A 15,836-nucleotide genomic window follows, 5' to 3' on the forward strand; every position below is an offset into this window, starting at 1 on the left:
ACCTAGGAGTTGCCCGCAGTGAGGGGATCGGGATTTTCCCTGATTCGGGGGGCGCGGACACGTCTGGGCAACCGCGTTCGTGTAACGGGAGGGTGAAATCCGGGTTGCGATGGCTTTGAATGGCGGTGGCGGCGACGCTCGCCGGGCGGTCGCACGCGCGTCGCAACGCGTGCGCCGGCGCGTCGCGTCAGACATCCAGCGGATCGACCTCGACACTCCACCGCAGCACGCCCTTCAGCGCGCGCAGCTCGTATTGCCACGCGCGCAGCGCGTGCTGCAGCGCGGCCCGCGACGCGCTTTCGAGGAGCAGTTGCGCGCGATGGACGTTCGCGACCTTCACGATCGTCATCGGCACCGCGTCGTAGACCGTCACGCGATCCGCGCCGGGCAGCCCCGGCAGCACGGCGGCCGCCTGCTGCAGGAACGCGAGCGCCGCATCGAGCGTGCGCCCTTCCGCGCGCAGCAGCGCCTGGTAGACGAACGGCGGCAGATGCGCGTCGCGCCGCTCGCCGAGCGTGGAATTCGCGAAACCGACGTAATCCTGGCGTGCGAGCGCGTGATACAGCGCGTGGCGCGGATAACGCGTCTGCACGAGCACTTCGCTCGGCAATCCGGCGCGCCCTGCACGGCCGCTCACCTGCATCAGCTGCGCGAACAGCCGCTCGCTCGCACGGAAATCGTGCGAGAACAGCGCGGTGTCGGCGTTGAGCACGCCGACCAGCGACACGCGCTGGAAATCGTGACCTTTCGCGATCATCTGCGTGCCGACCAGGATGTCGACCTCGCCCGCGTGCACGTCGGAGAACAGCGCCTGCGCACTGCCCTTGCGGCGCGTGCTGTCGGCATCGATCCGCAGGATTCGCGCGCCGGGGACGGCTTCGGCAAGCGCCTCCTCGATGCGTTGCGTGCCGCGGCCGAGCGGCGCGATGTCGACGTTGCCGCACTCGGGACACGACCGCGGAATGCGCGCCTCCCAGCCGCAGTGGTGGCAGCGCAGCGCGTGCTCGGGCTTGTGCAGCACGACGTACGCGCTGCAGCGCGGGCAGCCGGCGACCCAGCCGCATGCATCGCACGCGAGCTGCGGCGCGTAGCCGCGCCGGTTCAGGAATACCAGGCTCTGCTCGCTGCGCTCGAGCCGCGACTTCAATGCCGCGACGAGCGGGCCCGACAGCCCGCCCTGCGACGCGCGCCCGCGCCGCCGCTCTTCCTCGAGATCGACCAGCCGCACGCTCGGCAGCACCGCGTCGGCGACCGCGCGGCGCGACAGCGTCAGCCGCGTGTAGCGCCCCTGCTCGGCCTGCCACCAGGTTTCGAGCGACGGCGTCGCGGAGCCGAGCACGACCGGGATGCCGAGCTGCTTCGCGCGCCACACCGCGAGGTCGCGCGCCGAATAGCGCAGGCCCTCCTGCTGCTTGTACGCGGGCTCGTGCTCCTCGTCGACGACGATCAGCGCGAGCGTCGGCAGCGACGCGAGCACCGCGAGGCGCGTACCGAGCACGATCCGCGCGCGGCTCGTGTGCGCCGCGAGCCAGTTGCGCGCGCGCTCGCCTTCGGCGAGGCCGCTGTGCAGCGTGACGATCGCGTCCGCCGCGAGCGTGCCGGCGAAGCGCGCACGAAACGCGGCCTCGAACTGCGGCGTCAGGTTGATTTCGGGGACGAGCACGAGCGCCTGCGCATCGGGCCGCGCGTCCAGCAGCGACGCGAGCGCATGCAGATAGACCTCGGTCTTGCCGCTGCCCGTCACGCCGTGCAGCAGGAACGGCGCGAAGCCCTGCGCGGCGCGGATCGCGTCGAGCGCCTCGGCTTGCTGGTCGGTCAGCGGCGGCGGCACAGTTCGTCCACCGCTTGTCGACAGGTTATCCACAGACTTGGGCACAGGGTTGTCCGCCCAGCCGATTTCGTCGACGTCGACCCAGCCCTGGGCCGCCCAGTCGTCGAGCGTCGCCACCGCCTTCGGGTGCAGCGCGCGGGCATCGGGCAGGCCCAGCGATTCGGCGTCGACGAGCGCCTGCGCAAGCCGCCGTAACGCGGCCGCGCGCGCGGGCAACGCGTCGGGCAGCGCCACGCGGCCGCCGTCGGTCACGCGGTAGCGCACTTCCGGCGCGAGCAGCCGGCCCCAGCGCCCTGCGTCACGCAGCGCCTGCGGCAGCGCGGGCAGCGCGACCTCGCCGCGGCCGCGCTGGTAGTAGTCGGCTGCGAACGACACGAGCGCCAGCCAGTTGGCCGACAGCGGCGGGAGGTCGGCGCAGATCGCGTCGACCGCGCGCAGCCGCGACGGCGGCACATCGGTGTGAGTCGCCACTTCGCAGACGAGCCCGACCGCATGCCGCTTGCCGAACGGCACCTGCACGAGCGTGCCGGGCGCGGGCGCCGGTTGCGCGTCGCAGCGGTAGTCGAACAGGGTCGCGAGCGGGTGATCGAGCGCCACCCGCAGGTAGGTGCCGTCCATCAGCGCACTCCGGCGGCAATGCGGCCCGCGAAGCGCGCATACGTTTGCGTCCGTATCGTGACGACGAACTTAAAGTAAAACTTCAGATTCGGCGCTAAGTTTTGGATTCGCATTAAGAATCGCCGTATACCCTGACCAGCCTGTGGATAACTTTGTTGAGAACTCGACATCGACTGCGCGGAAAGCACGCGGGGCCGTGCCTTCCGCTGCCTTTTCCGGTCTGCAATCGGTAGCCGCGAAGCCTTATTCCATAAGGCTGCTATTCAAATTCCCGAATCATAGCGAGGCAAATTGACCGATACGGGGCTCTACCGCGCTGCAACGTGGAAAATGTGTATAAGTCAAGTCTTGACAAGCTGCGGATCGCCAACCCGGGCGGGGTTGCGCCCTGTTTAGCGCAGCCCGCGCAACGGCGCGACGCCGCACCGCAGCATGACTGCGCTTGCAATCAGCGCGCGGCTCCGCTACGAATGGCGCGGCTGTGGTTGTGCACTTCGTCGACCAGTTCGGCGACATGCTCGGGCGGCGTGAACTGCGAAATGCCGTGCCCGAGGTTGAACACGTGGCCCGGGTGGTTGCCGTAGCTGTCGAGCACCGCGCGTGCCTGCTCGCGGATCGCGGCCGGCGGCGCAAACAGGATCGTCGGATCGAGGTTGCCCTGCAGCGCGACGCGGCCCGCCACGCGCTCGCGCGCGGCGCCGACATTGACCGTCCAGTCGAGCCCGACCGCATCGACGCCCGTCGACGCGATTTCCTCGAGCCACAGCCCGCCGCCCTTCGTGAACGTGATCACCGGCACGCGCTCGCCGTCGTGCTCGCGCTTGAGCTGCGACACCACGCGCCGGATGTAGTCGAGCGAATAGCGCTGGTACGCGCCGTCCGCCAGCGCGCCGCCCCACGTGTCGAAGATCATCACGGCCTGCGCGCCCGCGTCGATCTGTGCGTTCAGGTAGGCGGCAACCGCCTGCGCATTGATGTCGAGGATCCGGTGCATCAGGTCGGGCCGCGAATACGCCATCGACTTGACGGTGCGGAAGTCGTCCGAGCCGCCGCCTTCGACCATGTAGCACGCGAGCGTCCAAGGGCTGCCCGAGAAACCGATCAGCGGCACTCGCTGGCGGCCCTGGCCGTCGGTGAGCGCGCGACGGATCTCGCGCACCGCGTCGGTCACGTAGCCGAGCGTCGCGCCGATATCCGGCACCGCGAGCTTCGCGACATCCGCCTCGGTGCGCACCGGATGTGCGAACTTCGGCCCTTCGCCGACCTGGAAGTCGAGACCGAGCCCCATCGCATCGGGAATCGTCAGGATGTCCGAGAACAGGATCGCGGCGTCGAGCGGGAAGCGCTCGAGCGGCTGCAGCGTCACTTCGGTCGCGTAGTCGGGGTTCTTCGCGAGGCCGAGAAAGCTGCCCGCGCGTGCACGCGTCGCGTTGTACTCGGGCAGGTAGCGGCCCGCCTGGCGCATCAGCCAGATCGGCGTGTATTCGGTCGGCTCGCGCAGAAGCGCACGCAGGAAGGTGTCGTTGAGCAGGGTATGGGCCACGTTGAGTTCGACGATGCGCAAGGCAAAAGCGCATTTTACCGGAGCAGGGCCGACACGCTGCGTGTGCGGGACCGATGGCGGCCATATGACGCGCGCGATGGCTCCGTTATGATCGGACGCTCATATCGAAATGAACGAAGGAGGAGACCATGAAGACGCTCGCAACGATCGCCGCGGCAGCCGCGGTGATGCTGCCCCTGACGCTGGCTTGCGCCGCAGCCGCGCATGCGGCGGAGACGGGCAGCGGTGCGCCGGTCGCCGCCGGCTCGCGGCTCGACGACGTGCTCGCACGCGGCACGCTGCGCATCTGCACGACGGGCGACTACAAGCCGTATTCGTACTATCGCGCCGACGGCAGGTTCGAGGGCATCGACATCGACATGGCGGACGCGCTCGCGAAATCGCTCGGCGTGAAGGCCGACTACGTGAAGACGAGCTGGCCGAACCTGACCGCCGATTTCGTCGCGAAATGCGACATCGCAGTCGGCGGCGTGTCGACGACGCTCGAGCGCCAGAAGCACGCGTTCTTCACGCAGCCGTACATGACCGACGGCAAGACGCCGATCGTGCGCTGCGCGGACGTCGACAAGTACCAGACGGTCGCGCAGATCGACCGCCCCGACACGCACGTGATCGTGAACCCCGGCGGCACCAACGAGCGTTTTGCGAAGCAGCATTTCACGCAGGCGAACGTGACCGTCTACCCGGACAACGTGACGATCTTCAAGCAGATCCTCGCGGGCAAGGCGGACGTGATGGTGACCGATGCGTCCGAGACGCTGCTGCAGCAAAAGCTGAATCCGGGCCTGTGCTCGGTGCATCCGGACCGGCCATTCCAGTTCGGCGAGAAGGCGTACATGGTGCCGCGCGGCGACGTCGTGTTCCAGCAGTACGTCGACCAATGGTTGCACCTGTCGCTGTCGAACGGCGAATTCCAGGCGATCTCGGACAAATGGCTGAAGTGACGCGATGCGCCCGGCGCGCCGGCGCGCGTCGGGCGCCGCAGTACGGTTGACGCCGCTCAGCCGATCCCGAGCCGCCGGTGTTCGACCAGCACGCAATGATCCATCACCACATCGAGCCCCGCCGCCCGTGCGCGTGCGGCGGCGGCCTCGTCGATCACGCCGAGCTGCAGCCACAGCGACTGCGCGCCGATCGCGATCGCGTCGTCGGCGACGGCCGCCACCTCCGACGATTTGCGGAACACGTCGACCATCTGGATCGCGACCCCGTCGCGTGCGAGCACGGCCGCCGCCGCGGGCAGCGACGCATGGCAGCGCTCGCCGAGCACGCGCTGGCCGTCGAGTACCGGATTGACCGGCACGATCCTGTAACCGGCCTGCTGCATATATTCGGCGACGCCGTGGCTCGGACGGTAGGGTTTATCCGAAAGGCCGACTACCGCAATGATCCGATCACGTTTCAAAATCTTTCTGATGATTGAATCGTCTGACATCGAATCCTCTGTGCAGTGCATTTTTTTGCGTGCAATTGTGGAATCAGCCGAGCCTATCACGCATGAAAAACGCATCACGCGCATACGATGAAAACACTTTCGGAAATGTTGGTAAAAATGACCTGGTCAGGATCCCGAAAAACAGCAAAAAATCCCGGGGAGCCTTATCCGGCGGGCGTTACAACCTGAAACACTTTGTTACCGCGATAGCCGATCAATTCGCCCACAATGCCTTTCAACGGTTTCAACACGGATGCGGTCTCGTGTGCCAAGTGTGAGCGGACGCGAAGCGCTGCGAGCCCGTCGGTCATGTACCGAAGCCCTACCCAGGGGCATCCTTGTTGGAGTCGTTTCCGGTCCTTGTACCGGACGCGTTCCATCTTTGGTCTCCTCGCGCTAACCCCGTAGCGTGTGGTTTTTAGCGGGCTAATAAGCCCGCTTTTTTTCGTCCATCGAAAACGTAACGGCCCGCAGGCCGCCACGTTTCTCTCGCGCCGTTTCTCCCGTCACGCGGTCCTCTGCACGTCGAGCTTCAGCTCGTCGATCATCCGCTGGCGCATCACGAACTTCTGCACCTTGCCCGTCACCGTCATCGGCAACGCGTCGACGAAGCGGATATAGCGCGGAATCTTGTAGTGCGCGATCTGCCCCTGGCAGAACGCACGCACGTCGTCCTCGGTCATCTGCTCGCCCGCGCGCAGCACGATCCACGCGCACACTTCCTCGCCGTATTTCGGGTCGGGCACGCCGAACACCTGCGCGCTCTGAATCTTCGGATGACGAAACAGGAATTCCTCGATTTCGCGCGGATAGACGTTCTCGCCGCCGCGGATCAGCATGTCCTTCAGCCGGCCGACGATGTTGCAGTAGCCGTCCGCGTCGAGCGTCGCGAGGTCGCCCGTGTGCATCCAGCCGTCGATCAGCACGTCGCGCGTCTTCTCCTCGTCGTCCCAGTAGCCGAGCATCACCGAGTAGCCCTTCGTGCACAGCTCGCCCGTCGATCCGACCGGCACGGTGCCGCCGCTGGGATCGATGATCTTCACTTCCAGATGCGGCTGGATCTGGCCGACCGTCGTCGTGCGCTTCTCGAGCGGATCGTCGGTCGAGCTCTGGAACGACACGGGGCTCGTCTCCGTCATCCCGTACGCGATCGTGATCTCCGACAGGTGCATCTGCGACACGACGCGCTTCATCGTCTCGATCGGGCACGGCGAGCCGGCCATGATGCCGGTGCGCAGCGTCGACAGGTCGTACCTCGCGAAGTCCGGATGATCGAGCTCCGCGATGAACATCGTCGGCACGCCGTGCAGCGCGGTACAGCGTTCTTCGGATACCGCTGCGAGCGTCGCCACGGGATCGAATGCCTCCCCGGGAAACACCATCGCGGTGCCCTTCGATACGCACGCGAGCACCGCGAGCACCATCCCGAAGCAGTGATACAGCGGCACCGGAATGCACAGCGCGTCCTGCTCGGTAAAGCGCATCGCCATCGCGATCGAGCGCGCGTTGTTGACGACGTTGCGATGCGTGAGCGTCGCCCCCTTCGGGTTGCCGGTCGTGCCGCTCGTGAACTGGATGTTGATCGGATCGCGCGACGAAAGCGCCGCGCCGCGCGCGTCGAGCGCGGCCGTATCGACCGTGCCGCGGCCGCGTTCCATCACGTCGGCAAAGCGGAACATGCCGGCGGGCGCGACGTCGCCCATCGACACGACGATGCGCAGGCTCGGCACGCGCACCGCATGCAGGTCGCCCGGCGTCGCGGTCGCGAGCTCCGGCGCAATCGTCTGCAGCATCTCGACGTAGCCGGACGACTTGAAGCGCTCGGCGGCAATCACCGCCTTGCAGCCGACCTTGTTCAGCGCATAGTCGAGTTCGGCGAGCCGATACGCGGGATTGATGTTGACGAGGACCGCGCCGATGCGCGCGGTCGCGAACTGGGTCAGCAGCCATTCGCTGCGGTTCGGCGACCAGATCCCGACGCGATCGCCGCTGGCGATCCCGAGCGCCGCGAGGCCGGCGGCCAGCACGTCGACTTCGGCCGCGAATTCCCGCCAGGTCCAGCGGATGCCCTGCTCGCGAAACACGACAGCCGGGCGGTCGGGAAAACGTGCGGCGGTGTCCCGCAGGAACTGGCCGATCGTCGCTTCGGACAGCGGCACGTCGGTCACGCCGCGCACGTACGACAGTCCGTTTTCCGGCGCGATCAGCGCCTCAACACGTGGATCTGCTGCCATGTGTGTCTCCATGAGTCTTATGGTCTGATCATGCGGATGATGCCGTGCTCCGCTGACGACACTCTGACATTAATTCACGGCGACCGGATGAAATAGCACGACCGGACGGCGGCGCACGCGGCGCGGCGCAATCCGCAGGCGAAAAAAAAGCAGCCCGGAGGCTGCTTTCTTTCGCGGGATGCGCGGCGCGGCTCAGTGCCGGCTGCGGATCTTCGCCAGACGCTGGATCGCTTCGAGCTGCGCCATCGCGGTCGCGAGCTCGGATTGCGCCTTCGCGAGGTCGATGTCCGACTTCGCGTTCTGCAGCGTTTCCTCGGCGCGCTTGCGCGCTTCCTCGGCCTTCGCCGAGTCGAGATCCTTGCCGCGGATCGCGGTGTCGGCGAGCACCGTCACGGCGCCCGGCTGCACTTCGAGAATGCCGCCCGCGACGAACACGAATTCGTCGTTGCCGTTCTCGGCCTCGATGCGCACCGCACCCGGACGAATCCGCGTGATCAGCGGCGTATGGCCCGGCAGGATGCCCAGCTCACCCGCTTCGCCCGGCAGCGCGACGAACTTCGCCTGGCCCGAGAAGATCTGCTCTTCCGCGCTGACGACGTCTACTTTGATGGTTGCCATATCGACTCCTGTCGATCGGAGCTGGCGCTTCAGCGCTTACTCCGATCCCATGCAAGGCACGGTTGAGCGTATTACGTGAGCGCCCGTCCGCGAAAGGAGACCGTGACGGCATCCTTCACGAACGCACGGGCGCCCGCTGCGTTACACCCGACCTTTACTGGATCTTCTTGGCCTTCTCGAAGGCTTCGTCGATCGTGCCGACCATGTAGAACGCCTGTTCCGGCAGGTGGTCGCACTCGCCGTCGACGATCATCTTGAAGCCACGGATCGTTTCCTTCAGCGGCACGTACTTGCCCGGCGAGCCCGTGAACACTTCCGCGACGTGGAACGGCTGCGACAGGAAACGCTGGATCTTGCGTGCGCGCGCGACCGACAGCTTGTCTTCCGGCGACAGTTCGTCCATGCCCAGAATCGCGATGATGTCGCGCAGTTCCTTGTAGCGCTGCAGCGTCTGCTGAACGCGACGGGTGATCGTGTAGTGCTCTTCACCGATCACGTTCGGGTCGATCTGGCGCGACGTCGAGTCGAGCGGGTCGACCGCCGGGTAGATACCCAGCGACGCGATGTCACGCGACAGAACGACGGTAGCGTCCAAGTGGCCGAAGGTGGTCGCCGGCGACGGGTCGGTCAAGTCATCCGCAGGGACGTACACGGCCTGAACCGACGTAATCGAGCCCTTCTTGGTCGACGTGATGCGTTCCTGCAGCTTGCCCATTTCTTCAGCCAGCGTCGGCTGATAGCCCACTGCCGACGGCATACGGCCGAGCAGTGCCGACACTTCGGTACCGGCCAGCGTGAAACGGTAGATGTTGTCGACGAAGAACAGCACGTCGAGGCCTTCGTCACGGAAGTGCTCGGCCATCGTCAGGCCGGTCAGCGCGACGCGCAGACGGTTGCCCGGCGGCTCGTTCATCTGGCCGTACACCAGCGCGACCTTGTCGAGAACGTTCGAGTCCTTCATTTCGTGGTAGAAGTCGTTCCCTTCACGGGTACGCTCGCCCACGCCCGCGAACACGGAGTAACCGCCGTGTTCCTTAGCGATGTTGTTGATGAGCTCCATCATGTTGACGGTCTTGCCCACGCCTGCACCGCCGAACAGACCGACCTTGCCGCCCTTTGCGAACGGGCAGATCAGGTCGATGACCTTGATGCCCGTTTCGAGCAGTTCGGTCGACGGCGACAGTTCGTCGAATGCCGGCGCCTTCTGGTGGATCGAACGCTTGTTTTCGCTTTCGATCGGGCCCGCTTCGTCGATCGGACGGCCGAGCACGTCCATGATCCGGCCGAGGGTCGGCTTGCCGACCGGCACCGAGATCGGGTTGCCCGTGTTCTTCACGGTCACGCCGCGGCGCAGGCCGTCGGAGGCACCCAGACAGATGGTGCGGACCACGCCGTCGCCCAGCTGCTGCTGGACTTCGAGCGTCAGTTCCGAGCCTTCCAGAATGAGCGCGTCGTAGATCTTCGGCATGCTTTCGCGCGGGAATTCCACGTCGATAACGGCGCCGATGCACTGTACGATCTTGCCTTCTACCAAAGCAGCAGTACTCATCGCTTTTCCTTTAAATACCTGATTCTTTACTCGCGCAAAGGCGCAGTTGTCGTTCGGGGCGCGCGCTTAAACAGCAGCAGCGCCGCCGACGATCTCCGACAGTTCCTTCGTGATCGCGGCCTGACGGCTCTTGTTGTACACGAGCTGCAACTCGCTGATCACGGTCTTCGCGTTGTCCGAAGCAGCCTTCATCGCAACCATCCGCGCCGATTGCTCGGACGCCATGTTTTCCGCGACGGCCTGGTACACCAGCGCCTCGACGTAACGCACGAGCAGCTCATCGACCACCGCCGGTGCATCCGGCTCGTAGATGTAGTCCCACGCCGTGGCCGGCGTGTCGTCGCTGCTCTCGAGACGATCGGACGCCAGCGGCAGCAACTGCTCGATCACCGCTTCCTGCTTCATCGTGTTGACGAAGCGCGTGTATGCGATGTAGACCGCCGACAGCTTGCCTTCCGAGTACTGGTCGAGCTGCGTCTTTACCGCGCCGATCAGCTTGTCGAGGTGCGGCGTGTCGCCGAGGTGCACGACCTGCGAGATCACCTTTGCGCCGAAACGATTCAGGAACCCGAGGCCCTTGCTGCCGACTGCGGTGGCTTCGACCTTCTGGCCCTTGTCGTCCAGCTCCTTGAACTTCTGCACCGTGGCGCGCAGCACGTTCGTGTTCAGGCCGCCGCACAGACCCTTGTCCGTCGTGACCAGGATGATGCCGGCCGTCTTCGCGCCTTCGTTTGCCACCATGAACGGGTGGCGGTACTCCGGGTTCGCGCGGCTCATGTGCGCGGCGATGGCGCGGACCTTCTCCGCATACGGGCGGGCAGCGCGCATGCGTTCCTGGGCGCGACGCATCTTCGATGCGGCCACCATCTCCATCGCCTTCGTGATCTTGCGCGTGTTCTGCACGCTCTTGATCTTGCCGCGAATTTCCTTCATTCCAGCCATAGCTTGCTCCTTGACCGAAGCGGCGCGGGCACGTCATGCACCGCGCAGCTTCAGTGTGTCACTCGCGGATCAATAGGCACCCGACTTCTTGAAGGATTCGATCGCCGCACGCAGTGCGCCTTCGTCGTCCTTCGAGAGGTCCTTGGTGTCTTCGATGCGCTTGATGAGCTCAGCGTGGCTGGTCTTCAGGAATTCGCGCAGGCCCTTCTCGAACGGCAGCACTTGCTTGACGTCGAGGTCGTCGAAGTAGCCGTTGTTCGCGGCGTACAGCGAAACCGCCAGTTCCCACACCTGCAGCGGCTGGTACTGCGGCTGCTTCAGCAGTTCCGTCACGCGGCGGCCGCGCTCGAGCTGCTTGCGGGTCGCTTCGTCGAGGTCCGATGCGAACTGCGCGAATGCGGCGAGTTCACGGTACTGCGCGAGGTCGGTACGGATACCGCCCGACAGCTTCTTCACGACCTTCGTCTGCGCGGCGCCACCGACTCGCGACACCGACACGCCGGCGTTGATTGCCGGACGGATGCCCGCGTTGAACAGGTCGGTTTCCAGGAAGATCTGACCGTCGGTAATCGAGATCACGTTCGTCGGAACGAACGCGGTCACGTCGCCCGCTTGCGTTTCGATGACCGGCAGTGCCGTCAGCGAGCCGCTCTTGCCCTTCACTTCGCCGTTCGTGAACTTCTCGACGTACTCTTCCGACACGCGTGCCGCGCGCTCGAGCAGACGCGAGTGCAGATAGAACACGTCGCCCGGGTAGGCTTCACGGCCCGGCGGGCGGCGCAGCAGCAGCGAGATCTGACGATATGCCCAGGCTTGCTTGGTCAAGTCGTCATAGATGATCAGCGCGTCCTGGCCGCGATCGCGGAAGTATTCGCCCATCGTGCAGCCCGCATACGGTGCGAGGTACTGCATCGCGGCAGAATCCGACGCCGAAGCGGCGACGACGATCGTGTATTCGAGCGCGCCGGTTTCTTCGAGCTTGCGCACCACGTTCATGATCGACGAAGCCTTCTGGCCGATCGCGACGTAGATACAGATGAGATCCTTGCCCTTCTGGTTGATGATCGTGTCGAGCGCCACCGCGGTCTTGCCGCACTGACGGTCGCCGATGATCAGCTCGCGCTGGCCGCGGCCGATCGGCACCATCGAGTCGATCGACTTCAGGCCGGTCTGCACCGGCTGCGACACCGACTTACGCCAGATCACGCCCGGGGCGATCTTTTCGATCGCGTCGGTCAGCTTCGCGTTGACCGGGCCCTTGCCGTCGATCGGGTTGCCGAGCGCGTCGACCACGCGACCGACGAGTTCCGGGCCGACCGGCACTTCCAGAATGCGGCCCGTCGTCTTGACGATGTCGCCTTCCGAGATGTGTTCGTATTCACCGAGAATCACGGCGCCGACCGAGTCGCGCTCGAGGTTCAGCGCGAGGCCGAACGTATTGCCCGGGAACTCGAGCATTTCGCCCTGCATCACGTCCGACAGGCCGTGGATACGCACGATACCGTCGGTCACGGAGATCACGGTGCCCTGGTTGCGAACGTCCGCGCTCGCTTCAAGGCCCTGGATCCGGCTCTTGATCAGCTCGCTGATCTCAGAGGGATTGAGTTGCATTATTCGCTCCTGATAGTCAATTCTGTTGCGTGCCGGCGTGGCGCTCAGGCGGTCAAGGCAACCTGCATCGAAGCAAGGCGCGCGCGAACCGAGGTGTCGAGCACTTCGTCGCCGACCGTCACGCGCACGCCGCCGATCAGCGACGAATCGACTTCGACCGTCGGCTTCAGCTTGCGCTTGAATTTGCGCTCGAGGCCGGAAACGAGACCTTCGAGATCAGCCCCGTTCAGCGGGAACGCGCTGACGATGGTTGCGTCGGCGGCGCCTTCACGCGCATTTTTCAGCTCGTCGAACTGCACGGCGATTTCCGGCAGCAGCGCGATACGATGATTGTCGACCAGCATCCGCACGAAATTCTTCGCTTCCGCGCTTGCCGCGAGCGGCGACTTCTGCGTGGCGAGCAGCAGCTCCGCCACTTGCGTACGTGTCACCTTCGGGCTCGACGCGACGGACAACACATCGGGCAGACGCGCAACCTGAGCCAGCTCTTGCACGAGCGTGGACCAGGCGGCGATGTCACCCGCCTCGGCCACGCGAAACAGCGCTTCAGCGTAAGGGCGGGCGATGGTTGCAAGTTCGGCCATGATCAGAGCTCGGCTTTCAGTTGATTCAGCAGTTGGGCGTGTGCCGTATGATCGACTTCGCGCATCAGGATCTGCTCGGCGCCCTTGACTGCCAGAATGGCGACTTCGCCACGCAGCGTTTCACGCGCCTTCACGATTTGCTGGTCCGCGTCCGCTTTCGCCTGAGCGATGATGCGGGCGGCTTCGGCATGGGCTTGGGCCTTGATTTCTTCGGCAACCGCCTGCGCGCGCTTTTCAGCATCGGCAATGCGTTGTTGACCGTCGTTGCGGGCCTGCACGAGTTCCTGTTCGACGCGCTTGTGCGCAGCGACGAGTTCCGCCTGGCCCTTTTCCGCGGCCGAGAGGCCGTCGGCAATCTTCTTCGAGCGCTCGTCGAGGGCGTTGATCAACGGCGGCCACACGAACTTCATCGTGAACCACGCGAGGATCAGGAACACGACCATTTGCGCAAACAGGGTTGCGTTGAGATTCACGGTGTTTCCTTTTCTGCTAGTCCGGAGAATTGAAACGAGGGAGAGCGCGTCGAAAGTGGCTTTCGATTGGCGCTCGTCATCCGTTCCACCCTGCGCCGGCGATGCCGGGCGCAATTCTTCCGAGAAGCGTTAGCTAACGAGCTTCGACAGGAGCGGGTTCGCGAACGCAAACAGCATTGCCACACCGACGCCAATCAGGAACGCCGCATCGATCAGACCAGCCAGCAGGAACATCTTCGTTTGCAGCGGGTTGATCAGTTCCGGCTGACGTGCACATGCTTCGATGTACTTGCCGCCCATCAGGCCGATACCGATACAGGCGCCAATTGCACCCAGGCCGATGATGATGCCGATACCGATAGCGGTCAGACCCTGGATGTTGGCGATGAAAGCTTGCATGATCACTCCTTTGTGAAAAGACTTGGAACTGGAATTGAAAAAACTAGAAAAAACAAACCCGCTTGATTGTCCGGCTGCTTAGTGCGCTTCGTGTGCCTGGCCGAGATACACCAGCGTCAGCATCATGAAAATGAACGCCTGCAGCAAAACAATCAGGATGTGGAAGATCGCCCAGATGCTACCCGCCAGGATATGGCCGATGAAGCCGAGCACCGTGGCGTCCGCGCCGAAACCCCACATGCTGCCGAGCAACGCGATCAGCAGGAACAGCAATTCGCCCGCGTACATGTTGCCGAACAACCGCATGCCCAGCGACACGGTCTTCGCGACGTATTCGACGATGTTCAGGCCCAGGTTCGGGATCCACAGCAGCGGATGCGCGCCGAACGGGGCAGAGATCAGTTCATGCACGAAGCCGCCGGCGCCCTTGATCTTGATGCTGTAGTAGATCATCAGCACGAACACGCCGAGTGCGATGCCGATCGTGCCGTTCAGATCGGCCGTCGGGACGATGCGGTGATGCGAAATGACATCCGACAGACCCAGCAAGCCGATGATGCGGCCCGGCAGGTCGACGGGCAGGAAGTCGAGGGAGTTCATCAGCGCGACCCAGACGAACACGGTCAGCGCGAGCGGCGCGATGAAGGTACGATTACCGTGCACGACCGCCTTCGACTGGTCTTCGACCATCTCGACGATCATCTCGATGAAGCACTGGAATCGGCCCGGCACGCCCGGCGTTGCCTTGCGGGCAGCCATGTACAGGATGAGAATCGTGGCGAGACCGCAGACGATGGACCAAAACAGCGTGTCCAGATTCCAGACGTGGATATCGAAAATCGACGTCTGATGTGCAGTGGAGAAGTTCTGCAAGTGGTGCGCAATATACTCGGACGGATCCAGAGCACGCGTGCCTTCACTAGTTGCCATAGTCGTTAATGCCACCCAAATTGTCGAAAATTCTTTTGCCCGATTCCGCAATACGTTATTGCGGGAACGGGCCGGCGCCGTTTCGTGTCAAACCGCGCGCTGCTTGTTTTCTCTACCGCCAGGCCAGTGCGAGCCAGTACGTCTTCAACACGACGAGATACGTGACGAGGAGCGGCACCCACTGCACGCCGGCGTAGCCGTACGCCACTGCCGTGAACATCCCGATCGTCACGCCGAGCTTGAGGGCCTCGCCGGCCACCCAGCCCATCACGGTGGCCGAGCCACCGCTCTTCAGTCGTGCCGCGAACAACGCACTCGGCACCCAGCCAATCGCTCCACCCAAAAACGCGGATTGCGCGGCGGCGCCCGGCGACTTGGAAAACAGCCACCACACCAGCGTTGCAACCAGGGACAGGGCCACTTGCGCAATCACCACCTTATAGGGGGTGACACGCGAGGGCCTGCTCACGTTCGGCCCGAACAGCCTCTCGGCCTCTGCCCGCGTGAGCGGAACGATGTTGTTGTCCTGCTGCTCGGCATCCCAGTCGCCACCGGAGGGCTCGCGCCCGTCGCCGGCCGCTGAATCAGTGCGTTGCGCGCGGTGATCACCGTGCCTATCGTTCGGCGCCTTACCCGCCATCGCAGCCTTCCGCAAAATCCTGAACCCGGCCCCAAGTTTTCCGAAAGCTTTCAGGGGTGCCTAGCTAACAAATCCGGGCGATTGTAAGCGATAGTTGCAAGTGATTCAAGGCTTTAGATGCGGCAAAAATCTGCCTGAAATGCCCGCTCATGATGTGAAAAATGCGTGAATCGACGACGTACGATGACAGTTGTAAGGTCAGTTCACTGCCCTCGCACCGCCCACACAGGTATTTCGCACGCGAAGAAGATCGGCTTCGCTCATGAGCGATGATGGCGAGCGCAAGGAATGCAGGCGGGTGTTTCGTTGCGACCCTGCGGCTGTGGATTTCCCGCACGTGTCGCTGCAGGTCGGTCAGCGCCTCTCCGCCCTATCGCAGACTCTTCACTGCCAATATGCCGCCGAGCG

At 64.3% G+C, this 15,836-nt stretch carries 14 protein-coding genes; 1 reads left to right on the forward strand and 13 read right to left on the reverse strand.

The annotated features are described in order from the left end of the window. Positions 1 to 187 precede the first annotated feature (187 nt). Both ACV229_RS05070 and hemE read right to left on the reverse strand, forming a co-directional pair. Positions 188 to 2,449 (reverse strand): primosomal protein N', encoded by a 2,262-nt coding sequence (locus ACV229_RS05070; protein ID WP_448082031.1) that lies wholly within the window; start codon positions 2,447 to 2,449, stop codon positions 188 to 190. 448 nt (positions 2,450 to 2,897) lie between these two features. Further along, positions 2,898 to 3,992: a uroporphyrinogen decarboxylase gene (hemE, locus tag ACV229_RS05075; protein WP_448082032.1), complete on the reverse strand. Its 1,095-nt coding sequence runs from the start codon at positions 3,990 to 3,992 to the stop codon at positions 2,898 to 2,900. Positions 3,993 to 4,141: 149 nt separating this feature from the next. On the opposite strand from hemE, the gene ACV229_RS05080 reads away from it, so the two are divergent. After that, positions 4,142 to 4,957 carry a transporter substrate-binding domain-containing protein gene (locus ACV229_RS05080; protein ID WP_448082033.1) on the forward strand — a complete coding sequence of 272 codons (816 nt, stop codon included), beginning with the start codon at positions 4,142 to 4,144 and terminating at the stop codon, positions 4,955 to 4,957. 56 nt (positions 4,958 to 5,013) lie between these two features. Here the strand turns inward: ACV229_RS05080 and ACV229_RS05085 are convergent, their stop codons facing one another. From ACV229_RS05085 to ACV229_RS05135, 11 genes are all read right to left on the reverse strand, one after another. Further along, positions 5,014 to 5,532 (reverse strand): CoA-binding protein, encoded by a 519-nt coding sequence (locus tag ACV229_RS05085; RefSeq protein ID WP_448082034.1) that lies wholly within the window; start codon positions 5,530 to 5,532, stop codon positions 5,014 to 5,016. A gap of 422 nt (positions 5,533 to 5,954) precedes the next feature. Then, on the reverse strand, positions 5,955 to 7,682 hold the full coding sequence (locus tag ACV229_RS05090; protein WP_448082035.1) for an AMP-binding protein: 1,728 nt from the start codon (positions 7,680 to 7,682) through the stop codon (positions 5,955 to 5,957). A 192-nt stretch (positions 7,683 to 7,874) separates the two neighbouring features. After that, complete coding sequence (locus ACV229_RS05095; RefSeq protein ID WP_448082036.1) at positions 7,875 to 8,300, reverse strand: F0F1 ATP synthase subunit epsilon; 426 nt, start codon at positions 8,298 to 8,300, stop codon at positions 7,875 to 7,877. A gap of 154 nt (positions 8,301 to 8,454) precedes the next feature. Further along, positions 8,455 to 9,849, reverse strand: coding sequence for a F0F1 ATP synthase subunit beta (gene atpD / locus ACV229_RS05100; protein WP_448082037.1), 1,395 nt, complete (start codon positions 9,847 to 9,849; stop codon positions 8,455 to 8,457). A gap of 66 nt (positions 9,850 to 9,915) precedes the next feature. Further along, positions 9,916 to 10,791: a F0F1 ATP synthase subunit gamma gene (gene atpG / locus ACV229_RS05105; RefSeq protein WP_448082038.1), complete on the reverse strand. Its 876-nt coding sequence runs from the start codon at positions 10,789 to 10,791 to the stop codon at positions 9,916 to 9,918. 69 nt (positions 10,792 to 10,860) lie between these two features. Further along, entirely contained in the window at positions 10,861 to 12,402 is a 1,542-nt protein-coding gene (gene atpA / locus ACV229_RS05110) for a F0F1 ATP synthase subunit alpha (RefSeq protein WP_448082039.1), read from the reverse strand. Between the two features lie 44 nt (positions 12,403 to 12,446). Beyond that, positions 12,447 to 12,986: a F0F1 ATP synthase subunit delta gene (locus tag ACV229_RS05115; RefSeq protein WP_448082040.1), complete on the reverse strand. Its 540-nt coding sequence runs from the start codon at positions 12,984 to 12,986 to the stop codon at positions 12,447 to 12,449. A gap of 2 nt (positions 12,987 to 12,988) precedes the next feature. Continuing rightward, complete coding sequence (locus ACV229_RS05120; protein WP_448082041.1) at positions 12,989 to 13,459, reverse strand: F0F1 ATP synthase subunit B; 471 nt, start codon at positions 13,457 to 13,459, stop codon at positions 12,989 to 12,991. A gap of 129 nt (positions 13,460 to 13,588) precedes the next feature. Beyond that, positions 13,589 to 13,858: a F0F1 ATP synthase subunit C gene (gene atpE / locus ACV229_RS05125; RefSeq protein WP_448082042.1), complete on the reverse strand. Its 270-nt coding sequence runs from the start codon at positions 13,856 to 13,858 to the stop codon at positions 13,589 to 13,591. A 78-nt stretch (positions 13,859 to 13,936) separates the two neighbouring features. Beyond that, on the reverse strand, positions 13,937 to 14,788 hold the full coding sequence (gene atpB, locus ACV229_RS05130; protein ID WP_448082311.1) for a F0F1 ATP synthase subunit A: 852 nt from the start codon (positions 14,786 to 14,788) through the stop codon (positions 13,937 to 13,939). Between the two features lie 112 nt (positions 14,789 to 14,900). Further along, positions 14,901 to 15,428 carry an ATP synthase subunit I gene (locus tag ACV229_RS05135; RefSeq protein ID WP_448082043.1) on the reverse strand — a complete coding sequence of 176 codons (528 nt, stop codon included), beginning with the start codon at positions 15,426 to 15,428 and terminating at the stop codon, positions 14,901 to 14,903. Between the last annotated feature and the right edge of the window lie 408 nt (positions 15,429 to 15,836).

This window comes from Burkholderia sp. MR1-5-21, assembly GCF_053427715.1.